Genomic DNA, 24,171 nt, shown 5'->3' on the forward strand with positions numbered 1-24,171 from the left:
TAACGGGTGAATGTAACCCTCTTATTTTGCATCAGTCGACATAATCATTTCGACTGTAAAGATCGATCAAGGGATGGAGTAAAGATGGCTAGTTTATCAATTCGCAATGTGCGCAAAGTGTATCCAAACGGCAATGAAGTTCTCAAAGGTATTGATCTGGAGATTGCAGATGGGGAATTTCTGATTTTGGTCGGTGGCTCCGGGTGCGGCAAGTCGACGCTGCTGAACATGATCGCCGGGCTGGAAACTGTCTCCGAAGGGGAAATCATGATCGGCGACCGCGTGGTCAACGATATCCCACCAAAGGCGCGTGACATCGCGATGGTATTTCAATCGTATGCTTTGTATCCAACCATGACCGTGCGCGAAAATATTTCGTTTGGTCTTGGCATCCGCAAAGTACCCAAAGCCGAACAGAAAAAAATCGTCGACCGGGTAGCACAAACCCTTCAAATTACCCATCTGTTAGACAGCAAGCCAGCCCTTCTTTCGGGCGGCCAGCGCCAACGCGTGGCCATGGGCCGGGCTATCGCACGTGATCCGTCGCTGTTTTTATTTGATGAACCGTTATCCAATCTGGATGCCAAACTACGGGTAGAAATGCGGGCAGAAATTAAATTATTGCATCAACGTCTTGGCAGCACTATCGTCTACGTTACCCACGATCAGATCGAAGCGATGACGCTGGGTGACAAAATTGCCGTCATGAAAGACGGCGTGGTGCAACAATTCGGCACGCCACAAGACATCTACGACAATCCCCAAAATTTGTTTGTGGCTGGGTTTATCGGCTCGCCGTCAATGAACTTCCTGCGCGGCAAACTGGTCTCGCACGGAAGCAATGGCGGTGCTGCCTTCAATCTGGAACATGACGGACAATCCACATTGGTTCCGCTGCCCCCAACGCATACAGAAACACCCGCCATTGCCAGTTGGATCGGTCGCGAAATCATCTTGGGGATTCGTCCGGAACACGTCACTGATGCACAAAGCGCCCGCGGTGCAGAAATTGGCGCTTCGATTTCACATGATGACTATCGTCCGAGCGAAGTCTCCTGCACCATCGAAATGACCGAGCCAACCGGCCCTGACACGCTCGTATTCACGTACTTCAATGGTGCACGCGTCACCTGCCGCACCCATCCTCGCGCAGCCGCAAAACCGAAGGAACAAATGCAATTGGCTTTCGACTTATCGAAGGCGGTATTTTTTGATCCTGAGTCGGAGCAGAGAGTTAGTTAAGTAACGGCACACCATCACCGTGCTCTCATCCATGACAAGATAAATGTAATATTAGCGAATAAAATAGGCGGCGCATAAGGCCGCCTATTTGCATCCTGTTAAGCTTATTGCCGCGTATCCGGCGCTCTTACTGTCATTACTTTAAGACATTTCATCGATCAGATAAGGCCAGATTAAACATTGAGGTGGCGCATCTCAAATGCGCCCGAAAGTACACCTCTTTTGATCCTCGACTAAGTCTGCGTTATTCCACATAGACTTGCAAAATGGCGTACTGGGAGCAAACAGCGCCGCCGCTAGCAGCGGATAAATAATGCCTTTGTACGCAATGATTCTAATGCTTAACCCTATTGACGCCATCTTCTCCTGATGAAATAGATTCCGCGACAATCGGCCTATTTTTGATTAGGGCGATGACTCGCCTCCGGCGGGCAACTTTGTTTCTCGTCTTCGGCGGTCATTGATTATTTGATGGCGTTGGTTATCTTTCATTTTTTTCCATCCCTTGCACTCGTCACGCGTGCGCAGGCAAGCGGTGCAGAAGCCAGATTTTCGGTCAAATTTACAGACCTCTATACAGGGTGATTTCACACTCATATTTTAGCGGCCAATTGCGGCATATGGACTTCCACTGTAATGTGCGATAGTCCTGTAACTTGCCGTAACAGAGCGTGATAGAAAGATGGACCATGCGCTAGCTTGTCAGTCACCACTGAAATTACGGCACCAAAGTGGCCGGGGCCAAGACGCCAAACATGCAAATCGATCAACTTATCGCCGGCAGTATCAACAATTGCCTTGACCTTGCCAGGCAATAAATCATCAGGGCTGACGTCCACCAGGTTTGCGCCTGTATCGCGAATCAGACCATAGGACCAGTTTGCAATCACTAATGCACCGACAAGGCCAGCAAGTGGGTCCATCCATAGCCAGCCAAATGATTGTGCCAACAGAAGACCAATAATCGCCAATACCGAGACCGCTGCATCGGCAATGACGTGAATATAGGCTGCACGCATGTTGTGGTCACGGCGATCAATCGTATCACTTTCTTGCTGATGCGCATGCTCTTCAAAGGCAACACTGTGAACACCTTGCGGCAGTGTTAGTAAAGCTGTAAACGCGTGAGGCTCGGGAATCTCTGTCGTTGACTCAAGATAATCCAATGTTTGTTTGAAGGAGAATATTTGGCGGGTACCGTTCGGACGCACGGTCGTGACACACACTTCCCCTGTGGGTAAACTGGCACCCGCGGTTTCTGCTTTGATGCGAAAAACAGGCGGGACGCCGTCCTCAAAAATGGAGAGTACCAACAACCCGCCAGAGGTTTCTATGTTGTGAACTTCTTCACTGTGACCATGTGCGGCGTGATCGTGTTGATCGCTATCCGAATGCCCATGACTATGGCCAGCATGGTTACCACCGCTCAGTAACCAGGCGCTAGCAATATTCACCAGCAATCCGACCACGGCAATGGGAATGGCCTCACTAAAGCTAATAGGTACTGGCGACAAAAGGCGGGCAATGGCTTCATAACCAATGAACAAAGCAATCATCGCTAGGATGATGGCGCTGGAAAAGCCCGCCAAGTCGCCCAACTTGCCTGTTCCAAACACAAAGCGGGTGTCATTGGCATGTTTGCGGGCGTAAGTGTATGCTAACGCCGCGATCAACATCGCACCTGCATGGGTAGACATGTGCATGCCATCGGCCACCAAGGCCAGCGACCCAAATAAATGACCACCAATAATTTCGGCCAGCATCATAGCAGTGCAAAGCACAATCACAGCCCAGGTTTTGCGCTCGTTTTTGTCATGGCCTTCACCTAAAAAAACGTGGTGATGATCAACTTCAAACGGGGCATCATAAAGTTTATTGATCATAGATTCACTTAAAATAGCTGTGGACAACTTCAATCAGTTGCTCCTTTGCATCGCCTTGCGCACCGTCATGCGAATGAGGATCGGCGTCGACCAAATGGGTACGAATATGGTCCTCCAAAACCACAGCGAGCAAGCCGTTCATAGCACCTCGGCAACTGGTAATTTGCTGCAATACAGTAATGCACTCACTTTCCTCGCTCAAGGCGCGCTCAATCGCATCGATTTGCCCTCGAATGCGACGCACACGGTTTAAAAGTTTCTGTTTGTCGCGGATTGTGTGGCCCATATCTTCAACTCCATAAATAGGATAGGGGACTATATCATAATCAGGCAAATAGGAATGAGCAATTAGAGGAGCACCGGATAGAGGAGCACATATTGCGAATTGCTCGCGCTTCTTCCAAAAAAAGGGCGTTTCCGGCGAAGTGGGTGAAACGCCACTTATCCACCAAGCTCAATTTTTGTTACGACCAAGGCACCGTTCACTTTTTCAGCGACGAAATTGACCGTCTCTCCTTGTTTGACCTGGTCCAGCATTACCGGATCTTTCACCCTAAAAACCATCGTCATGGCTGGCATTTCCAGATTTGCCAATGGGCCATGCTTGATCGTGATCTTACCGGCTTCTTTATCAATTTTTTTGACTTCTCCGGTCGACATGGCAGCAGCATCAGCGGATGGCACTTCCGCAGTGTTAGCTTTGGCTATTTCTTCGGCCGCCATCGCACCAAACGGCATAGTCAATGAGACAGCGATTATCATGGCGCGCGCTGCCGATTGAATTGAATGGGTTCTCATTTGAAATCCTTTACGATATGTGTGGAAAAAATTTATTTGACAACGATATTCCCGCGCATCCCCGCTTCGAAATGTCCTGGTTGTAGACAGGCAAAATCGAATGTACCGGCTTTGTTGAACTGCCAAATCAGTTCACCGGTTTTACCTGGTTCCACAGATACCTGATTAGGGTCAGAGTGTTCCATTTCCGGAAATTTAATCATCAATGCGGCATGTTCTTTTAGCTCTAAGATAGAACCCAAAACTATTTCGTGCTTTACCTGGCCGGTATTCTTGACAACGAACTTGACCGTTTCACCGCGTTTGATTGAGATGGTCGCCGGTGTGAAACGCCTCGCGTCGTTCATATCAATTTCTATTGTTTTAACTACCTTGCTTGCGTCGCCCGGCACCCCCATTGGTGCGGCATAGCCTTCCTGTTTGTCATCTGCCTTAGCATGGCCATCGTCACCATGAGCGAAGACATTCATCGATAACAGGGACAGTGCCAGCATCGTTGCGATTAAAGTGGATTTCATAAAATTATCCTCATAGTTAAAACCAGATGTTGTAGTGCCTAAAATAGAAACAAATCGCAAAAACTATTAATGGTCGCTATGCGAGCCTCCCCTAATGACCTTCAGAATTTTTTCACCTGGCTTCGCCTCCATGTGCTTGGCATCTGGCGCTTGCATAGCGTCCGGCATCGCGGCATCGTCACTTTTCCATTCATAGGCCGTTGTGCCGGGTAGATGCTTATACCAACCGGGGTCCTTATAGTCATTTCGCGCTATCCCTTGACGTATTTTTACGGTGGTAAACATGCCACCCATTTCAATGCCGCCAAACGGACCGGTACCGGTCATCATAGGTAAAGTGTTGTCGGGCAAAGGCATCTCCATCTCTCCCATTGAGCCGCCTTTGTCGCCCATCACCATATAGTCCGGTATCAGCTTGTTAATTTTGCTGAGAACATCGCGTTGATCCACGCCGATCATCGTTGGTACGTTATGACCCATCGCGTTCATGGTGTGATGTGCCTTATGGCAATGGAAGGCCCAATCACCTAGCGCATTAGCATCAAATTCAATCGCCCGCATTTGACCTACCGCGATATCTGTCGTCACTTCAGGCCAACGCGATCCAGGGGGCGTCCAACCGCCATCGGTTCCTGCGACAACAAATTCATGCCCATGCAAATGGATCGGATGATTGGTCATTGTCAGGTTGCCGACGCGGATGCGCACCCGGTCATTCTGGTTACACACCATCGGATCAATGCCAGGGAACGCACGACTATTGAAGGTCCACAAATTGAAGTCGAGCATCGTGCTGGTTTTAGGTGTGTAACTGCCGGGATCAATGTCATAAGCGTTGAGCAAAAAGCAGAAATCACGATCTACACGGTGCTGAGTCAGATCTTTCGGATGCGTGATCCACAGCCCCATCATGCCCATCGCCATTTGTGTCATTTCATCCGCGTGCGGGTGATACATAAACGTACCGGGACGCTTTGCAATAAATTCATATACGAATGTTTTGCCCGGTTGGATACCGGGTTGCGTCAGGCCAGTCACGCCATCCATGCCATTCGGCAAGCGCTGTCCATGCCAATGGACGCTCGTATGTTCTGGTAATTTATTGGTGACGAAGATACGTACCTGATCGCCTTCTACCACCTCAATGGTAGGTCCCGGAGACTGACCGTTATAGCCCCATAAGTTGGCCTTCATCCCTGGCGCTATTTCGCGCACTACGGGTTCGGCTACCAGATGAAACTCTTTAACGCCATTTTTCATGCGCCACGGCAAAGTCCAGCCGTTCAGAGTGACCACCGGGTTATAAGGACGCCCGTTCGATGGCGAGAGAGGCGCTTGTGTAGTCGCCCCAGCCATTGTGGCGGCTTCAGGAAGTGATGCGGCCCCCACCCGACTGACTAAACCAGCGCCAATCGCGACAGCGCCCGCACCGTTGATGAAATTTCTACGTGAGACCATAATAATTATCCTTGTATTGTTTGTCGATTAGTCAGCGGCCGCGCCAGAAGAAAAACCGGCTTTATTACTGCCAACCGACGATCGGCCGGTCTGTGCCATTTTTAAGGTGGAATCGGCGATCCAGTAATCGCGCAGCGCTTCAATAGCGCCATTGACGCTGATAACTTGCGCGCGGGCGTCAGCTAGCAAATCAAATACGCTGATTAGCATGCCGTTGTAACGCAGCATTTGTTCGTCCGAAATCCGTTTCTTGAGAGGCACGATTTCATCCCTGTAATGGCGGGCGATATCGTAAGAGCTGCGATAGTCGGCGTACGCTACGCGCACCTCCGAGCGGGCGTTTACGGCCAACTCGGCTGAACGATTTACCGCTTGCATGTATAGCGCCTCGGACTTTGCCACCCGTGCGCCGCCCCAATCGAACAAGGGAATTTCAAGCTGAATCGAATAGCCATTCTCACGCAAAGGACTTTGGTTATAGTTGTTATGCATTAATCCTACATCGAGGATATTAATGAACCGCGTGGTCTTGGAAAGCCCTAGCGATGTCGCCAGAGCGGCAAGTTCGCGCTTCGCCATCATGATGTCGAGTCGATTTTGCATGGCCTGCACTTCGACATCGACAATCTCTTCAGGCGCTTTAGGCAGATCAGGGAGGCGAGCCGGTAATTGAAACGCGGTACCGCTTCCCCATAAACCAAGCAACCGTGTCAGTTTTTCACGTTCAGCGACTTGCATCTGTGCCGCCCGTGCTAGTTGCACCGTCACGTCTGCATAGAAAGACTGCTGACGCAAATGCTCCAGTTTGCTCCAGTTGCCAACCGCCGCCATCTGTCGTGCCAGTTGCGCGCCACCTTCAGCGGAAGTACTGACTTGCGTCAAATACTTAACGGTTTCCTGCGCTGAGACGGCAGCAAAATAGGAGCGGCGTGTTGCATCGGCTACAGCTAAAACTTCCGCAGCAGCAAGCAATTGTGCCTGCTCGAAGTAACGCCGTTCAAGCTTGCTGGCAATGGGCATTGTCAGCAAGCTCATGATAGGCAGCATTAAGGTACGATCAATCTCGATATCGTCGCCGCGGCGCAAACGACCGAACGTAAAAGAAGGATTCTTGAGGCGCCCAGCCTGTACAAAATTAGCTTCAGCGATACCCAGTTCGCTGTAACTCGCTTGCAGACCTTTGTTATTAAGTAAGGCGATCTTTACCGCATCGTCAACGTTTAGTGGCTTTGTGAGAAGTGGTTCAATGGTCATGGCAACACTATTGACGTCCGCGTCAGATTTGACCCACTTGACTTCCTGACCGATGCGCTCCTTCGTCATAGACTGAACCGACGAAAAGCCGCCGTCCTGCGACAGCGAAGCACAACCACCCAAGAATAAAACCGAGGCTGTAAGAACAAGCCGGCAAAAAGAAACAGAAGATAATCGCATGATCGCTCCTTAGCGTGATTGCATGCCGTCGTGCACTGGCATAGCGGGTGGCATTTGATCGGGCGGCGATGCTGCTTTTTTATCTGCGAGCATGGGACTATTTTCTTTCATATTATCCATGCTTTTGTCAGACATGCCTTTCATGCCTCCCATGCTGGAGGCCTTCATCGCATCAATCTCGCTCACGTCAGCGTTGGACTTCTTCCAAGCCTGAACATCAGGATCCTGATAACTTTTGTAATCCAAAAAAACGGATTTATACGGCGTACTAGCGGATGTGGCTCGCACGTTTTGTGCATCGTCAGAGGTTACTTTCGCCCCGACAGCGAATGGTATTAACCAGGCGCAGGCAGAGAGAACGCACCTCGTAAAAAGGGTGGAGTTCATGATGTCTATCGAAGATCAAAGTCAAATAAAGTCAGAATGCGCACAACAAGTGGGCATGACGTGGATGTGCAGAATTTAACTATGCAGCGGTGGCTAGAATAGCCCTGTGCAAAAAATTAAATTTGCTTTTTAAATAAAGAGGAGATGAGGTGGCCGTTCAAGGCCGTCTGGAAAAATGACAGTAAAACGTTTCTCGCTAGGAATACGTAGCGCGCTGCCTATTGCCGTTGGCACGTTGAATGTAGCCATCGATGGAAGAAATGCAGCGGTCCCAAGACAGCAACCGGCACAAGTACCACATTTGCTAAAGCTCGATTGCTTGCCATTCGCTTTAGAGAGAAACCCGTCACTGCCAGTAACACCATGATCAGAATCGAAATGATCACTTTGTTGACTAGTGGCATGATCACCCCCCGTTGAGGCAACTTCCGCTGTGTGGTGATGGCTGGATCCACAACCGATCATCATAGCTGATGCGAAGCCTTGCGTCGGGAGCGCAATCATCACCCGCCATAACAACGCAATTTTCAGGATTTTAGCCATGAATTAATTATAATTTAAAAAACAGGGATACAAGGTGAAGAATGCAAAAACCACACGACATAACCGCTGGATGCGGAAAAAATCGAGGCAAGGACGGCTATTTATTCTAGAGCAAGCTGCAATTTTTCGTGTCCAGGATTACTCTTATACGCTGAAAATTGTTGAAACACTCCTACTTGGTAAGTGTATGGTACGTACCAACTTGCCAACACACCGAGATCATCCTTGAAACACTACGATTGGCGTAGAGGAGACCGCCACCTTGACTACGTAAGGTGATCCCTATCTGAAACTAGTTTCGAAATGTAGCTCCCTCAATGCCGATGCCGATGATGCAAGTCTGGAAAATGGGCATGTGTGTGCACCAACGCTTGCTGCTGATGGGCGTGGTTATGCGGTTCTTTGCCGTCCCATGGAAAGTCATGTGCGTGTTGATGATGGATATCATGGTAATGCATGTGGGAATGAGAATGTGGCATCGGCAAATGGGCATGCTCGTGCGCATGCCTTTCCGTCACGTGCAACCAGATGCCAATCCCCATCAACGCCGCACTCATCCAAAATACGTTACCGGGAACTTCACCAAGAATGAATAGTGACATGATCGCGCCCACAAACGGTGCGGCAGAAAAATAAGCACCGGTCCGGGCCGAGCCGAGATGCCTCAATGCCAGTACAAACATCACTAGACTGAGGCCGTAACCGCAGAAACCGACAATTCCGGCACTCAATACAGTACGACCTTCCGGCACAGAATAACCCATAGCCAGCGCAATCGACAGATTCACCAGTCCTGCCACCAGACCTTTCATTCCAGCTACTTGCACGGCATCGCTTCCTGATACTTTTCGGGTCAGATTATTGTCGATGGCCCAACATATACACGCGGCAATGATAGCCAGCGCTCCCCAAGGCGTGCCTAGCTCCTTGGTCTGCTCCCCTGACAGAAAAATACCCGCCAATACAATGAAAATCATTCCCATGAATATACGGCGGTCGAAATTTTCACGAAAAACAAACCAGGCTAGTAAGGCGGTTAATACGCCTTCCATATTGAGCAATAACGAGGCAGACGAAGCCGGAACATGCATCAAACCAACCAGCAATAATACCGGCCCGGCAACACCACCGAATAGGATTGCCCCAGCTAACCACGGGAGATCGCGGCCCGTGAGGCCGTCAGTTCGTTTTTTCTTGTCGTAAGTCGCGATGGTACGTATCGCATACCATGCGAGCAGACCAACCCCGCTCCCAAGGTAAAGCAGTCCTGCAGCCATGACCGGTGCCATTTGACCCACAAGCAACTTGGAAAATGGGGTACTGGCACCAAACAACGCCGCCGCTAACAGCGCGTAAATAACGCCTTTATGCATGATGGATCCATTGTCTAACTAATATAGTTTAAACCCAATTTTGCGTTGGGAAATAAATCCCACAACCATCAGCCAATCGTTGATTCGGGTGATGACTCGGCTCCGCTGGGCAATTTTGCTTCTCTTCTTCGACGGTCATTAATTATTTGATGACGTCGGTTATCTTTCATCTTTTTCCACTCCTTACACTCGTCGCGTGTGCGCAGGCAGGCAATGCAGAAACCAGATTTTCCCTCAAATTTACAGATATCAATACAAGGTGAACTCCCACTCATATCTTAGGTGCGAACCCTGTGACCTGCCGCCATCGATGCTGGCAGAACGATGGACCATGCGCTGACTCCTGGGTCACTAATGACACTACAGCGCCAACATAGGCAAGGCTAAAACGTCGAGCTGATGAACGCCGATAACGTCGGCCTATATCATGGCACTGCAAAGCAAGATCACAACCGCGCTTTTGCGCGCGCTCTTTGTCGTGATCTTCCCCTAAAAAAAGTGATGATGATCAATTTCAAATGGAGCACCGTATGGTTTATTCATCATAGATTTACTTAAAATAACTATGAACAACTTCAATCAGTTGCTCCTTTGCATCACCCTGCACGCCATCATGTGGATGAGGATCGGCATCGACCAAGTGAGTACGAATATGATCCTCCAATACCACAGCGAGCAAGCCGTTCATAGCACCTCGGCAACTGGTAATTTGCTGCAATACAGTGATGCAGTCACTTTCCTCGCTCAAGGCGCGCTCAATCGCATCAATTTGTCCTCGAATGCGACGCACACGGTTTAAAAGTTTCTGTTTGTCGCGGATGGTGTGGCCCATATTTTCCCCTTAATAAATAGGATGGGGGACTATATCATAAGAACGAAAATCGAAAGACGGAGTTGTGAAGCGTGATGCGCTCTTTAAAATGTGCAGTTTGTTCACATTACAACGGCAGGTCCGAGTGGCTGACGATTGGTTCGCGCATGCGCTATCAGTGCAACACAAAGACGACCTGCTCGGTGAGAAAAGGCTGGTACATTAAACAGAACTAGGTACTCAGCCCTTTGACCACCTTAGTTCACAGCGGTTACGACATACTTCGCGTCCTGTTTGGTAAAGTCGATCGTCACTTTTTTGTCGACAGAAAGTTTGTCGAAGAACATCTTGTCTTTCACCGAGAAAGTCATTGTCATTGCTGGCCAATTCAAACTTTTCACCGGTCCGTGTGCCAACGTCACTGTGCCCTTGGTCGGATCAACTGCCTTCACCGTACCAGTCGCCTTGTGGCTGGTTGCTTTGACGCTGGAATCGGAACCCATTTTATCCATAGGCATGGTCTTCATGTTCATGTCCATGTCCTTCATACCACCAGATTGCGCCGTGGCCAAGGCGGATGCAGATAACGTCATCATCAGGGCCAGCGTTACGATAGATTTCATATTTATTTCCTTATTAAGTTAAGAGAGATGATTTAAAACTGACTGCCTCCATCCATTCAACGAACATGGTGCGGATGGCGGGCATCTGATACTTCACACACAATTGCTGCTACTTCTTGGTCGTCTCAATGGCGACCATAAAACGTGCTATTCAGGCCCTATGCTTCTACCTCTATGCTTCTACTTTTAAGGTTGTGCTCGCAATAGCCATGCTGGCGGCGATTCGACTCCGTCGCAGCTGACGCCGCCGTAACAGCAAATAGACCGCAGGCACGACAAACATTGATAGCAACGGTGCCGTAATCATTCCACCCACCATCGGTGCCGCGATGCGCTGCATGACTTCCGATCCAGTGCCAGTGCCCAGCATAATCGGCACTAGCCCAGCGATGATGACCGCGACCGTCATCGCCTTGGGGCGGACCCGTAACACTGCACCCTCCCGAATCGCATCGATCAAATCTGCCTCACTATCCTTGCCGTTAGCCAGGCGCTGTTCCCAGGCGTGTTTCAGGTAAAGCAACATAATCACCCCGAACTCGGCGGAGACGCCCGCCAATGCGATGAAACCGACGCCGCCAGCGACCGACAGGTGATAGTCGAGCAGCCATAACAGCCAGATACCGCCCGCCAGCGCAAACGGCAGCGTCCCCATAATCAAGGCCGCTTCGTCGAAACGCTGGAAGGTGAGATACAGCAGGACGAAGATAATCAGCAAGGTGGCCGGAACGACGACTTTGAGTTTGGCGGTGGCACGTTCCAGATACTCGAATTGTCCAGACCATGCAACAGAGTAGCCAGCCGGTAATGCGACTTCTTTGGCGACGGCTTGCTGCATATCGCGTACGGTGGAGCTTAGGTCGCGGTCCCGAATATCAACATAGACCCAGCCCGACAACCGTGCATTTTCACTTTTCAGCATCGGCGGGCCATCGTTAATGCGAATGGCAGCGACATCACCCAGTTGAATCTGCGCGCCGCGATCGGTCAAGACTGGTAACTGGCGTAGCTTTTCGATAGAGTCTCGCACCTCGCGCGGATAACGCACATTGATCGGGAAGCGCTGCAAGCCCTCAATGGTTTCACCAATGTTGTCGCCGCCAATCGCCGTGGAGACGATGCTTTGCACATCAGCGATATTTAAACCATAGCGCGCGGCCGTATCGCGATTGATGTCAACATCGATATAGCGGCCGCCGTTCAAACGCTCAGCCAGCGCCGACGACACACCGGGTACGTGCTTGACAGCATGTTCGATGGCTTGCGTAATACGGTCAATTTCCAGCAAGCTGGCCCCCGCAACCTTGATAGCGACCGGACTTTTTATACCTGTTGCCAGCATGTCGATCCGGTTGCGAATCGGTGGAACCCAGATGTTAGACAGCCCAGGGACCTTGACTATGCGGTCGAGTTCCTGAATCAGCTTGTCCGGCGTCATGCCGGGTCGCCATTGAGTGTGCGGCTTGAACTGAACGATGGTTTCAAACATTTCCAGCGGCGCCGGATCAGTGGCGCTCTCGGCTCTCCCTGCTTTACCAAACACGGTCTGAACCTCTGGTACGGTTTTAATCAGACGATCAGTCTGTTGTAGCAACTGTGACACCTTGCCCGCTGACAGGCCCGGCAATGCAGATGGCATGTACAGCACATCTCCTTCGTCCAGCGGCGGCATAAATTCAGCGCCAAGATGCCGCATCGGCCAGATCGTTACGATCACCACCAACGCTGCACCCAGCAAGGTTAGCTTCGGAAACCGCAGCACGATATCAAGCAACGGGCGGTACAACGCGATCAGAAAGCGATTGAGCGGATTTTTTTGCTCTTCCGGTATCCGACCGCGTATCAAGTAACCCATCAAGACAGGAATCAACGTCACGGCCAAACCGGCCGCCGCAGCCATCGCATACGTTTTGGTAAAGGCCAGAGGCGCGAATAACCGCCCTTCCTGCGCTTCCAGCGTGAACACCGGAATAAAAGAAAGTACGATGATCAACAGCGAAAAGAATAGCGCTGGACCAACCTCGGCGGCGGCGTCGCCGATAACGCGCCAGTGGTCGTTGCCTTTTAATTTTGTTCCGGGATGGGCGTGGTTCCAGGCTTCGATATGTTTGTGCGCATTCTCGATCATCACCACCGCCGCATCGACCATGGCACCGACGGCGATAGCGATACCACCCAGCGACATGATATTGGCGTTAACACCCTGGTAATACATGACAATAAAAGCGATCAGGATACCGATCGGAAGCGTGATGATGGCAACGAGTGCCGAACGCAGGTGAAACAGAAAGATCGCGCAGACCACAGCGACGACGATGAATTCCTCGATCAATTTGTCTTTCAAATTGGTGACCGCGCGTTTGATCAGGTTCGACCGGTCATAGGTCGGGACGATCTCGACGCCGGGCGGCAGACTGGCTTTCAATATCGCCAGCTTCGTCTTCACGGCAGCGATGGTATCCAGTGCGTTCTTCCCAGAACGCATAATGATCACGCCACCAGCGACTTCACCTTCACCATTTAGTTCGGCAATCCCGCGCCGCATTTCTGGACCAATCTGAATCCGCGCTACGTCAGCCAACCGCACTGATACACCCGCCTCGGTGGTCATTAAAGGAATTTTGCGGAAATCGTCCAGCGACTTCAGATAACCCGATGCGCGCACCATGTAGTCTGCTTCCCCCAGTTCCAGCACCGAGCCGCCAGTTTCCTGATTCGCTTTCTGCACCGCCTCGATAATCTTGCCTTGCGGGATGTTGTAAGCGCGCATCTTTTCAGGATCGAGCACAATCTGGTACTGCCTTACCATGCCGCCAATGCTGGCGACTTCAGAGACATTCGGTATTGTTTTCAACTCGTATTTGAGAAACCAATCCTGCAAGGCTCGCAACTGCGAGAGATCATTCTTACCGCTGCGATCCACCAACGCATATTCGTAGATCCAGCCGACACCGGTCGCGTCCGGCCCGAGCGCGGTTTTGGCTTGCGGCGGAAGGCGCGACTGGACCTGGTTCAAATATTCCAGCACGCGCGAGCGCGCCCAGTAAGGGTCGGTGCCATCTTCAAATAATACGTAGACGAAAGAATCACCGAAAAATGAATATCCCCGCACAGTCTTGGCCCCCGGCACCGACAGCATGGTCGTCGTCAGCGGATAAGTCACCTGATTCTCGACGATTTGTGGTGCCTGACCTGGGTAGCTGGTGCGGATAATGACTTGTACGTCAGACAGATCGGGAATAGCATCCAGCGGTGTGCGCGAAAGTGCCCAGATGCCCCAAGCGGTCACCATCAGCGTCACCAATAGCACCAGAAAACGGTTCGCAATTGACCACCGGATTAGTCTGGCGATCATTGCGCAGCTCCCATTGGCTTCTTCGCTGCGTCGTTCGTGCTGAGCGGCTTGATAGAGCTGATCTCAAATGCGCCATCCTTGATCGGACGAATCTCGAAAACGACGGTGTCACCCACTGCAACGTTATGCGGCAAACCACTCGCTGGCAATTTGAATCCCATCGTCATTGGCCCCCATTGCAGAGTTGGAATCGGACCATGAGAAATGGTGATCTCTTCTTTGTTAATACTTTCGACCTTACCTTGGCCGCGGTGCATAGGTCCAGTGCCTTTGCCGGTTTGCGCAACGGTGGCGTTGGCCGGTGTGGGTGCATCCATACCGCTCATTGGTGCATTCATTGGGCTCATGCGGGTTTCGGCTCCCTTCAGGCTGGCTTCGGAATCAACCAGGAACTGACCGGAGACCACGACCTTCTGCCCGACTTCCAATCCTTTGCGAATTTCGGTCTGACCGTTTGTTTCGCTACCGACCTCAACCTCGACTGGGAGAAACTTACCCTCTCCTTGCGCCGCCATGACCAAGCTGCGAGTGCCTGTCTGAATCACCGCTTCCGTAGGTATTAGCAAGAGGTTCTTACGCGTAGCGGGGTACAAATTGAGCATCGCAAACATACCTGGCACTAGTTGACCGGTAGGATTCGCTAACTCAATACGTGCCTTCAGTGTGCGGGTAGTGGCATTCACGTCCGGCAAGATTGCGTTGACCTTCCCCTTAAATACCATTCCTTGCAACGCAGGCGTGCGCGCCTCAACCGCATTGCCTGGACGCACCTGAGCGGAGACGCTCTCAGGTATGTCGGCATTAATCCAGATCGTGCCCAGACCATTGATTTTGAACATCGGCGCGCCCGCCATCACGGTCATCCCTTCACGCACCGTAAGCTCCGAAACAACGCCGCTAATCGGCGCAACAATAGTCAGACGCGCTTGCACCTTGCCGCTGGATTCGACCAGACGTATCTGTTCATCAGTCATGCCGACCAGCCGCATGCGTTGGCGCGCACCATCAAGCAGCGTCTCTAACCCATTCCCCTCCATGCGTCTGACAGATAGGTACTCTTCCTGCGCCGCGATCCACTCCGGCACATACAATTGCGCCAACGCTTGCCCTTTGCGGACCGGATCAAGGGGCGCACGCACAAACAGTCGTTCGAGAAAACCGTTGCTGCGTGCCTGCATCGATACCACATCGCGTTCGTTGTAGGCAACACTACCAACGGCAACGACTGCCGACGTCAGGTTTCCCCGAGTGACTTCGGCGGTACGAATACCCAGATTTTGTTGGACGCGCGGGCTGATATTGACCTTGCCACCGTCGGCACCATCGGCACCATCGCCCCCGCCGTCAGCATAAACCGGTACCAGTTGCATATCCATAAACGGCGACTTGCCAGGCTTGTCAAACTTTTGCCTGGGTACCATCGGGTCGTGCCAATACAGTACTTTTTTACCAGTATCGCTATTAGCCGTGGCACTCGATAATGGCGTCGTGATCTTCCTGCCCTGATGCATGCCAGCCGCATATAAGCCATAACCGGCTGCTACGAGCACAACGACAGCGGCAGCGGCAGCGGAGACGAGAATTTTCTTATGCTTCATTTGGTATCCTTGTTCATTCCCGTTTGCGCCATCAGATCGTCGGTAGGAAATAGAAAATTGAGTTGCGCCCACAGACGGTCGGTGTCAGTTGCCAGTTGTAACGCCTGAATGCGGATATCGATATCATTGCGACGGGCCGCCAGTACGTCTACCAAACTGGCTTTGCCACCACGGTAGGCGGCAATCGTTGCTCCCGTGCGTTGATTGGCTAGCGGAATCAGTTCGCGTTCATAGCGCACAGAACGCTCGCGATCGTTATGCCATTCGTCGATCATGCTGCGCGTCTCTGCAATATGCGCGCGCAACGTATCCTCGCGGATATCTTTGGCTTGTTCGACTAGCGCCAGTTTGGAAGAGAGTTCGCGATCCTGGCGGTTCTTCCGATCCCATTGCAGTGGAATCGAAACGCCAACCGACACCATATTCGAATACGCAGAGCCACGTTGCTGGAACGCGACCTCGACGGTCCAGTCGGCTTGTTCGTTGGCCTTCGCCAGTTTGGCGTCGGCTTCGGCGACTTCCACCTGCTTGGTGAGAACTGCTATTTGAGGATGATGTTCAAGCTGCGTATTCAACGTCGCCGGGTCCAGCCGGATAGTATTGGTGGCAGGTTTCGCGGCCAGGGATAAGCTGGCTACATCGCCGATCCAGCGTGCCAATATAATATTGGCATTGCGCACACGGCGCTGTATTTCGCTGGCACGATCATCAAATATCGCTAGTGCGCTGCGGGCAGCAAAAACGTCGGCTTGGCTGCCACGACCGGCGCGATATGCCCCTTCGGCTGATTGGATTTCAAGTTTGGCCTGCTCACCTTGCTCGGCAACAACCTGGGCCATCGCGTCTGCGTAATACCGGTCAAGCCACGCCAGAGCCGTATCGCGCTCAATTGCAGCGGTTGTTACGGTTTTCTCGGTAAGGCTTTTTTGTGCCTCAAGCTCGAAACGGTCAGAACGTAGTCGGCGTTTATCGGAACGTGTGATTTCCTGCATCAGGCCGACCCGACGCATGGTCATGAAATCGTTATTGAGACTGCCACGATCGCGGCCCGTGGCTGGCAGATTGTCGATACCGACTTTCAATACCGGATCAGGCAACTGACCTGCAGCAATCGCCATGTCACGCGCAGAGGCGACAGAGAAATCCTGAGCGGTCAGCTGGCGCGAACGTTCTACGGCGCGGCGCTGTGCCTCGGCCAACGTCAGCGGAACCTCAACTGCGTAAACATTGGCAGGGTGCACCAGCGATAATGCTGATGCGATCAGACTAATTCTTAGGAAAAAACGAACAATCGCAGTGCGCACTTGAGGGTGCGCAGCAGGCGGGGATAGCATCGGCGATGACATGAAAGCTCCAGATAGCGAAAGACAACATCAGACGTGCTCACGGCACGTCGATGACGGACTAGGCGATCTGGGAAATTAAATGCGGAAGCAACAGTTGCGGATGGACAATGGCGGCGCCGTGGTCCGCGTTAAAAGGAGGGATTCTGCATGCGTGGTAATTGGCGTATCGATGAGCGCCACATCGTGCACTACCAAGGTCAGTGTGGCCGCTACAAAGGCTTTAACATGCGGCAACTCGGGTTTATCAAGTGATTGATTACCTGCCTGATCGTTCGCCTGGCACAAACTCGGCTGCGTCGTATCCATGCCCTGACAGCCAATCATCGTCTGATCCACCTCCATCGTTACCGACTCGCTAACCTGCCCTATCTTCAGGCCTGGGCAAGCATATCCAGCCACAGCAAGCTGCATGAACAGCATGCTGATCAGCACAATGATTGTGGCAATCAGGCGAGATGGGCGGGTGAGTTTCATTATTCTTAAATTTTTACTTAATTTATAGTAAACAGCAGCGGTAATTATTGTCAAGTAACGACAAATTTTTGGCAGCTAATTTTCCATTTTTTGTTCCTAAAAAATACATCCCAGGTAATGCAATATTGTCACTTGGCGTCGTTAAAAAATATTAACAGTGCATTATCATCGTTCCCCCTGCGGGAAGGTCAAGTAATATTTGAGGCTAAGCCAAGATACAGTAGTTTATTATTGAACCGTGGATCGACGTGTAAAACGATGACAACACTCATAAAATAAAAGTCGAAATAACTAAAAAATAAAGCATCGACAGCCCTTTGATTAATATGAAAATGACGGGTGCATCTGATATTAAAAAACCGGATACACGCGTCCTTCACTAAGTGTCGCATGTAAATGCTTTTCGACAACTAACTACAGTTTCGTATTGTCCGAACGACTATTAGCTCTTGAGCGCATTGAAGAATAGGCGCTGTTGACCGATAATTCCTGGGTCACACGCTGTCTGAGTACCGTTTCTGGCGTTTCCTGTGCTTCCATTGATTCCGGCGATTCTTCCGAATCATCATGAATAGATCGCATTTCGAAATCTTCGGTGGCCTCGCGGATGTCCAAAACAGCTTCAGGTCCTCCATCGCTCTGAGTAGATATAGTCATCACTTCCCGATCATTAGCGGTAGCGTATACATTGCGCGTATTGTCTTTAACACTCACAACCGAGGCATTTAATCGGTCCAGATTTCGCATACTTACTTTGAGGCCATCCAGAACAGGTTTGCTACTATTCGCGCCAAAATCGATACCAGCCGTAAAACCCTCAGCAATATTGACTACTTTTGTTGGCGGTAAAAAATTCATAGCGCTGGTCATTTTTCCACCAAGGAAGCATCCTCCCACTGCTGACGCAAACAGAAGCGGAATACTAGCAGTACCGACCACTACCTGAGACATAACAGTGGCTACCGCACCGGTGGCCACCAATGCAGATGCGGTCTGAATAGCGGCATGTCCTCCAGCAGCGATCATCCCGCTTGAAGTGCAATCGAAAAGGCGTTGTTGTACAAAATCAGCACCGAAGGTAAGTTGCTCATTAAATTGCACATGATCTGTAGATTGCTTCACTGAAACATTCACTTCAGCACGTTGAACCGATTCAAAAGCAATACATAAATTATCCAGCGAGAAGGGCAACATGCCTTCTCCATTTTGAGATAATCTGTAATCAAATCCAATATGTTCTATATCCGCCACATACGCGCCAGCTTTAATAGTTTCTCCGAAAGGTGCTGACCAGCCAGTTTCAAAGTGAGCAAAAGCCTGAATATGTGTCTCGGGATTCACTTGCACGTTACCCAAGCATTGACAGAGAGAAAGTGAAGGGAATACTGTTTGAATTTGCACACCCACTTTTGCAGACACTCCCGGCAGCTCTGGCGCATCTCCCCCAATTGCAAGCTGCTGTATAAGCAATGGCGTCCGTATCGCCATCCCGGCCTTAAGTATCTGAAGAAAAAGGCTGGTGTTGGTACTCATTTTCATACTGGCCATTAAGACATCAACTTTGTCACTTAGCGCCTGAACCAACGCAGGATTCTCTCCTGAATCGCGGGCCACATGATACTTTATAAGCGCTTTGCTTAGGCCATCAACTTGCGCTCTCGGATTGCGTTTGTCCAAATCTGCCCTGACGTCGAACACCTTTCCTCGTACGTCCTTTATTTCATCATTGATCTGCTGCGTAGCCATTTCCTGCAGATCGTTAAAAAATTGTGACGGAGAATCGAGTATCCACAACATTGCCTGTCTGGAGGGATTCAGAGATTCAATTTGTTCCCTCGGGAGAGGGAGTTCTCTTATGTCTGCCGCCATGACGATCGTTTGTTGATCCGGCGTATTTTGCAGTGGAACAATAGCAGTAGGATTTTCTGGGATTATATGAAGTAGAGATTGTGGCTGACAGGTGATCACTCTTGGATTTATCATACATTTTTACCCTTCATTTTATCGATAAGAATCCCTGGCCGAATGGGATCGATCATGTTGTTTTTTTGAAATTATTCAACATCATCATTCTATAAAGTCGCGGTATTCGCCTGATATCAGTAAACGCTCAAAATAAGACAGATAACGCTATTAATTTATAAGACTTGTCACCATCATCAACGGCGCTAACGCAGCGTTATGCACAAAAGGAAATAGGCGGTAAGGAACTAATCGCATCACCTGGATACAAATGAGAAGGTGGTAACTGCCGTGATTTTGGCTTGCGCTCAAATTCTGCGTAGAATAACCATTAGGACTAGTAAAGTTTTCGATCAACCCTTCACCGTACCGATACCTTGCCATGAACCAATTAGAACAACTCAAGCAGTTCACCACCATCGTTGCCGACACCGGTGATTTTCAGACGATGAAAGCGTTCGCGCCACGCGATGCGACGACGAATCCATCTTTGATCCTGAAAGCCGTGCAAAAAGCGGATTACCAACCGCTCATGGAAAAAGCTGTACGTGATCATTCCAGTTTGTCGACACGCGATATTATTGATCAGCTGTTGATCGTCTTCGGGCTCGAAATATTAAAAATTATTCCGGGCCGGGTATCGACAGAGACAGATGCACGCCTGTCGTTCGACACGCAAGGAACCATCGAAAAAGGCCGTAAATTGATCGGCCTGTATGAAGCGGCCGGTATTGATCGCCAGCGCATACTGATTAAAATTGCCTCGACATGGGAAGGCATTCGCGCAGCTGAAGTTTTAGAAAAAGAAGGCATTCATTGCAACCTGACTTTGCTATTCTCTTTGCCGCAGGCGATTGCTTGTGCGGAGGCAAAAGTTCAATTGATTTCGCCGTTTGTTGGTCGGATTTATGACTGGTATAAAAAATCGACTGGCCAGGAATACACCGGCGCGGATGATCCTGGTGTGCAATCTGTGAAGCAGGTTTATAGTTACTTCCGAAAATTCGGCTACGCCACTGAAGTGATGGGAGCAAGCTTCCGGAATACCTCCCAAATTCTGGAACTCGCTGGCTGCGATCTACTCACCATTAGTCCTGATTTACTACAAAAACTGGAAGAAAGTAACGATCCGGTAACACGCAAACTGAGCGCTGACGCATCGAAAGAAACTGAAGTTGAAAAAATAAGCCTGGATGAATCGGCATTCCGAAACATGGTGAATGACGATGCTATGGCGACCGAAAAATTGGCCGAAGGTATTCGTCAATTTAGTGCCGACACCGTTAAGCTGGAAAAATTAATCGAAGCGCTACGTTGATCAATTTTCAGTAAATTTTCAGTTTTATTGACGTTAACTATTCATCAAGACTAGTGAACGTATCCGACAATATGGGGTTTTTTAAGCTTAATTTAAGCTGAAGTCTGTATCCGCATTACGTATAAATCTCTCCTATAAGAATGCCCCGTCGCCTGGCGCACGGGGTATTCGGCGTCAAACTAACGCACGGCGACAACAATATTTTTACCCGGATCGCCTTGTTTGTCCTTGTCGGACTGACGTACCAAAAAACCATCCTGATTGTCAAGTTTGCCCTTGAACTGGAGAACCATGGCCGCTCCATCGTGAAAGCGGCTCTGGAATCTTCACATTTGCGATTGCGGCCCATCCTGATGACGTCTTTCGCGTTCATCATGGGTGTTGTGCCACTGGTATTCTCGCAAGGGGCCAGTTCAGAGATGCGCCATGCAATGGGCGAGACCGTCGTTAGCGGTATTGTTGGGCAAACCAGCAGCGGATTTTTCTGCCAGTGACAATCCGCTCACCAGTATTGCAGGCTTGCCGATTATTCCAGCCGGATTACCATCGTCGCTACAAGAGCGTCGTCCGGATATCGCTGCGGCGCAACGCACCATGGAAGCATCCAATGCCCGCATCGGCGTTGCACGTTCGGCGATGTTTCCTGCATTGATGCTGAATGCTTCGGGTGGCGAAGGCACTAGCCTCGCTAATATTTAATTGGAGTAGCCGCTCATGGGTGCTCGGCGCGTTGATGTCTTTGCCCGTAATCGATGGCGCCCCAACAAAAACGATGTCACTCAAAGCGAAGCGGTATTGGAAGAGTCGGTTGCCAGTTACCGGCAACGTGTACTAGTCGCATTTAGCGAAGTTGAGGATAACTTAGCCGGATTACGTATTTTGCCGGGACAAGCGGCACAAATTGACGACGCACTGGTATAAGCCAGACGCTCAGCCGACGTCGCACAAAAATTGTATGACGCGGGTCGTTTTCGTTATCTGGACTTACTCGATGCACAGCGCAAATTAACCGCAGTTGAACGTAACGAAGCGCAGCTAAAGGGCAGTCGTGCAGTCACTACTGTCGCACTCATCCGCGCATTGGGTGGCGGTTGGGATAGCAACGTTGCAGTAGGAAGTCCTGACAAGGACATATCGATAAAGGTTAGGCAAATCAATTTGCGTTGAGGGATCAAGCTGTTAAGGTAGCACGGGAGTACTTTTTCCAATGCGTCTCAGCCCTTTGGATTGACGTCAGGAAAATGAAAATTTCCGTGTCACCCATGGGCTTGATGAAGCCTTCGATGAAATCGACCGTCTTATTACGGTCATCAGAGGAATCTCTTCCCAGCGTCCAGGCGTCGCACTAGCTGAAGCGAGTAATGTAAACCTGGATTTTTTGAACGCGGTCATGCCCAAATGCATGACCGCGTTTTTTCATGGTTTCACACTTTTCTCTCCTCGGCGTGGCATGGAGTCTGTTGCGCGTATTCGGTGCCTTTGTACTTGCCGCTATTACTGCCATTCCGCTTGGACTACTGATGGGAACCGGCAGGATTGTGCGCGGCATCTTCGATCCGCTGCTTGAATTTTTATCGTCCGCTGCCGCCGCTAGCGTATCTGCCCTTGATCGTGATCTTGTTCAGGGTTGATGAGACGGCAAAAATTCTACTTATTTATCTTGCCTGTTTTGCGCCAATCGCCGTGGCAACTCGCGCGGGCGTTGCCGGCGTTCAGTCAGAGCAGTTGCATGCTGCGCTATGGATGGGCGCCAATCGTTGGCAACTGTTACGGCATGTCATTTTACCGGCGGCACTGCCCGATATTCTGACCGGCTTACGGATTGCTATCGGATTCGGCTGGACGACGCTAGTCGCCGCTGAAATGGTGGCAGCTACGGCAGGTATCGGTCAGATGGTGTTGAATGCATCCAACTTCCTGCGCACCGATATCGTGATAATGGGCATCGTCCTCATCGGGATTATCGCTTGTCTATTCGATTTGGTCATGCGATATCTGGAACATAACCTGGTGCCTTGGAAGGCGCACCACTGACTCCACCATCATACAAAGTAGTGAAAAGATGCCCTGTAAATTACTGCGCACCACAGAAGATCGCAGCAAATTATAGGCGCTCGGTATCGCCCGTTTTTGGCTGCCACTTCATTAGTCGTTTCTCAATCATGCCGACCAAGGAATCAAGAATCAACGCAAATGCAGTTAACACCATAATGCCGGCAAATACGGTATTGATATCAAACGCCCCTTCAGCCTGCAAAATCAAGTAGCCAACACCACGTGCAGAACCTAAATATTCACCGACGATCACGCCGACAAAAGCAAGCCCGACAGACGTATGCAAGCTGGAGAAAACCCATGATGTCGCCGATGGCAAATAGACTGTGCGCAGCAATTGCCGCTGATTCGCACCCAACATGCGAGCGTTTGACAGGACGACAGGACTGACTTCTTTGACGCCTTGGTAGACATTAAAGAATACAATAAAAAATACCAATGTGACCGCCAATGCGATTTTGGACCAAATGCCCAATCCGAACCACATAGCAAAAATAGGTGCCAAAATAACCCGTGGCATGGCGTTAGATGCTTTGATATAGGGATCAAGGATTGCCGATGTCAATGGTGACAGCGCAAGCCATAATCCTACGCCTAAACCCAATACAGTACCGATCCCAAACGCCAGCATGGTTTCTGTCAGCGTCACCAGCAGGTGGGAATAAATCTCGCCTGGAAACTTCAACGTGAACCATGTTGTGTCACCGATACCGACATCCAGACTGCCGCTGCCAACCGTGAACCATTGCCAGACCCGCTCCAATACTTTGATTGGCTCGCCGAAGAAAAATGCGGTCTGCTGGTTACGGGTCACTACATGCCACGCTGCAAAAAATATGACTAATACCAGCGCTTGATAAACGCGCATATTTTTGTAATTGGGTTTAATTGCTTGCCACATAATGTCGTGCTCTTTCTTATTTTTTTGGAAATAGTCACAATTTCTATTCGATGACTAACCTATCCTGATATCGTCTTGCGTCTTGCGTCTTG

Annotated in this window: 23 protein-coding genes and 3 pseudogenes; 7 read left to right on the forward strand and 19 right to left on the reverse strand. The window is 50.4% G+C overall.

Features of this window, described 5'->3' with window-relative positions:
• Positions 1-84 precede the first annotated feature (84 nt).
• Positions 85-1,242, forward strand: coding sequence for an ABC transporter ATP-binding protein (locus tag ACXX82_RS05065; RefSeq protein ID WP_323506665.1), 1,158 nt, complete (start codon positions 85-87; stop codon positions 1,240-1,242).
• A gap of 405 nt (positions 1,243-1,647) precedes the next feature.
• Here the strand turns inward: ACXX82_RS05065 and ACXX82_RS05070 are convergent, their stop codons facing one another.
• The 18 genes from ACXX82_RS05070 to ACXX82_RS05155 form a co-directional block, all read right to left on the reverse strand.
• Positions 1,648-1,839 (reverse strand): DUF1289 domain-containing protein, encoded by a 192-nt coding sequence (locus ACXX82_RS05070; protein WP_322232491.1) that lies wholly within the window; start codon positions 1,837-1,839, stop codon positions 1,648-1,650.
• Positions 1,836-3,122: a CDF family Co(II)/Ni(II) efflux transporter DmeF gene (gene dmeF, locus ACXX82_RS05075; RefSeq protein WP_416348544.1), complete on the reverse strand. Its 1,287-nt coding sequence runs from the start codon at positions 3,120-3,122 to the stop codon at positions 1,836-1,838. Before dmeF ends, ACXX82_RS05070 begins: the two co-directional genes overlap by 4 nt.
• Before the next feature lie 7 nt (positions 3,123-3,129).
• Positions 3,130-3,411: a metal/formaldehyde-sensitive transcriptional repressor gene (locus tag ACXX82_RS05080; RefSeq protein WP_323506663.1), complete on the reverse strand. Its 282-nt coding sequence runs from the start codon at positions 3,409-3,411 to the stop codon at positions 3,130-3,132.
• A gap of 155 nt (positions 3,412-3,566) precedes the next feature.
• Positions 3,567-3,908 (reverse strand): copper-binding protein, encoded by a 342-nt coding sequence (locus ACXX82_RS05085; RefSeq protein ID WP_416186843.1) that lies wholly within the window; start codon positions 3,906-3,908, stop codon positions 3,567-3,569.
• Between the two features lie 47 nt (positions 3,909-3,955).
• On the reverse strand, positions 3,956-4,441 hold the full coding sequence (locus tag ACXX82_RS05090) for a cupredoxin domain-containing protein (protein ID WP_458562540.1): 486 nt from the start codon (positions 4,439-4,441) through the stop codon (positions 3,956-3,958).
• A 66-nt stretch (positions 4,442-4,507) separates the two neighbouring features.
• Positions 4,508-5,899 carry a multicopper oxidase family protein gene (locus ACXX82_RS05095; protein ID WP_458562541.1) on the reverse strand — a complete coding sequence of 464 codons (1,392 nt, stop codon included), beginning with the start codon at positions 5,897-5,899 and terminating at the stop codon, positions 4,508-4,510.
• Positions 5,900-5,926: 27 nt separating this feature from the next.
• Positions 5,927-7,333, reverse strand: coding sequence for a TolC family protein (locus ACXX82_RS05100; protein WP_322232495.1), 1,407 nt, complete (start codon positions 7,331-7,333; stop codon positions 5,927-5,929).
• 9 nt (positions 7,334-7,342) lie between these two features.
• Positions 7,343-7,720 (reverse strand): hypothetical protein, encoded by a 378-nt coding sequence (locus tag ACXX82_RS05105; protein WP_322232496.1) that lies wholly within the window; start codon positions 7,718-7,720, stop codon positions 7,343-7,345.
• Between the two features lie 129 nt (positions 7,721-7,849).
• A complete protein-coding gene (locus tag ACXX82_RS05110) occupies positions 7,850-8,263 on the reverse strand; it encodes a hypothetical protein (protein ID WP_458562542.1) in 414 nt (137 codons plus the stop codon).
• A 314-nt stretch (positions 8,264-8,577) separates the two neighbouring features.
• Complete coding sequence (locus tag ACXX82_RS05115) at positions 8,578-9,636, reverse strand: DMT family transporter (protein ID WP_322232498.1); 1,059 nt, start codon at positions 9,634-9,636, stop codon at positions 8,578-8,580.
• Positions 9,637-9,704: 68 nt separating this feature from the next.
• The gene (locus tag ACXX82_RS05120; protein WP_322232499.1) at positions 9,705-9,911 is read right to left on the reverse strand and encodes a DUF1289 domain-containing protein; all 207 of its coding nucleotides are present in this window, start codon (positions 9,909-9,911) and stop codon (positions 9,705-9,707) included.
• Positions 9,912-10,186: 275 nt separating this feature from the next.
• The gene (locus ACXX82_RS05125) at positions 10,187-10,468 is read right to left on the reverse strand and encodes a metal/formaldehyde-sensitive transcriptional repressor (RefSeq protein ID WP_322232500.1); all 282 of its coding nucleotides are present in this window, start codon (positions 10,466-10,468) and stop codon (positions 10,187-10,189) included.
• Positions 10,469-10,704: 236 nt separating this feature from the next.
• Positions 10,705-11,070 carry a copper-binding protein gene (locus ACXX82_RS05130; RefSeq protein ID WP_458562543.1) on the reverse strand — a complete coding sequence of 122 codons (366 nt, stop codon included), beginning with the start codon at positions 11,068-11,070 and terminating at the stop codon, positions 10,705-10,707.
• A gap of 172 nt (positions 11,071-11,242) precedes the next feature.
• Positions 11,243-14,425: an efflux RND transporter permease subunit gene (locus ACXX82_RS05135; protein ID WP_458562544.1), complete on the reverse strand. Its 3,183-nt coding sequence runs from the start codon at positions 14,423-14,425 to the stop codon at positions 11,243-11,245.
• Positions 14,422-16,023, reverse strand: a complete 1,602-nt coding sequence (locus ACXX82_RS05140; protein ID WP_458562545.1) for an efflux RND transporter periplasmic adaptor subunit — start codon at positions 16,021-16,023, stop codon at positions 14,422-14,424. The genes ACXX82_RS05135 and ACXX82_RS05140 overlap by 4 nt, the downstream gene beginning before the upstream one ends.
• Positions 16,020-17,369: a TolC family protein gene (locus ACXX82_RS05145; protein ID WP_323506656.1), complete on the reverse strand. Its 1,350-nt coding sequence runs from the start codon at positions 17,367-17,369 to the stop codon at positions 16,020-16,022. The genes ACXX82_RS05140 and ACXX82_RS05145 overlap by 4 nt, the downstream gene beginning before the upstream one ends.
• A 75-nt stretch (positions 17,370-17,444) precedes the next feature.
• A complete protein-coding gene (locus ACXX82_RS05150; RefSeq protein WP_458562546.1) occupies positions 17,445-17,843 on the reverse strand; it encodes a hypothetical protein in 399 nt (132 codons plus the stop codon).
• A gap of 414 nt (positions 17,844-18,257) precedes the next feature.
• Positions 18,258-19,826 (reverse strand): hypothetical protein, encoded by a 1,569-nt coding sequence (locus tag ACXX82_RS05155; RefSeq protein ID WP_458562547.1) that lies wholly within the window; start codon positions 19,824-19,826, stop codon positions 18,258-18,260.
• A 361-nt stretch (positions 19,827-20,187) separates the two neighbouring features.
• On the opposite strand from ACXX82_RS05155, the gene tal reads away from it, so the two are divergent.
• From tal to ACXX82_RS05185, 6 genes and pseudogenes are all read left to right on the forward strand, one after another.
• Positions 20,188-21,123, forward strand: coding sequence for a transaldolase (gene tal / locus ACXX82_RS05160; protein WP_322232507.1), 936 nt, complete (start codon positions 20,188-20,190; stop codon positions 21,121-21,123).
• Positions 21,124-21,263: 140 nt separating this feature from the next.
• Positions 21,264-21,608: pseudogene (locus ACXX82_RS05165) on the forward strand (efflux RND transporter permease subunit); the annotation flags it as partial.
• Complete coding sequence (locus tag ACXX82_RS05170; protein ID WP_458564056.1) at positions 21,550-21,822, forward strand: TolC family protein; 273 nt, start codon at positions 21,550-21,552, stop codon at positions 21,820-21,822. The pseudogene ACXX82_RS05165 and the gene ACXX82_RS05170, both read left to right, overlap by 59 nt.
• Positions 21,823-21,837: 15 nt before the next feature.
• Entirely contained in the window at positions 21,838-22,044 is a 207-nt protein-coding gene (locus ACXX82_RS05175; protein ID WP_458562548.1) for a hypothetical protein, read from the forward strand.
• 12 nt (positions 22,045-22,056) lie between these two features.
• Positions 22,057-22,290 (forward strand): annotated as a pseudogene (locus tag ACXX82_RS05180) (TolC family protein); the annotation flags it as partial.
• A 281-nt stretch (positions 22,291-22,571) separates the two neighbouring features.
• Positions 22,572-23,157: pseudogene (locus tag ACXX82_RS05185) on the forward strand (ABC transporter permease subunit); the annotation flags it as partial.
• Between the two features lie 70 nt (positions 23,158-23,227).
• Here ACXX82_RS05185 and ACXX82_RS05190 read toward each other — a convergent pair.
• Complete coding sequence (locus ACXX82_RS05190) at positions 23,228-24,079, reverse strand: ABC transporter permease (protein WP_322232508.1); 852 nt, start codon at positions 24,077-24,079, stop codon at positions 23,228-23,230.
• Positions 24,080-24,171: the final 92 nt, after the last annotated feature.

The sequence above is a fragment of the Glaciimonas sp. GNP009 genome (assembly GCF_054343755.1).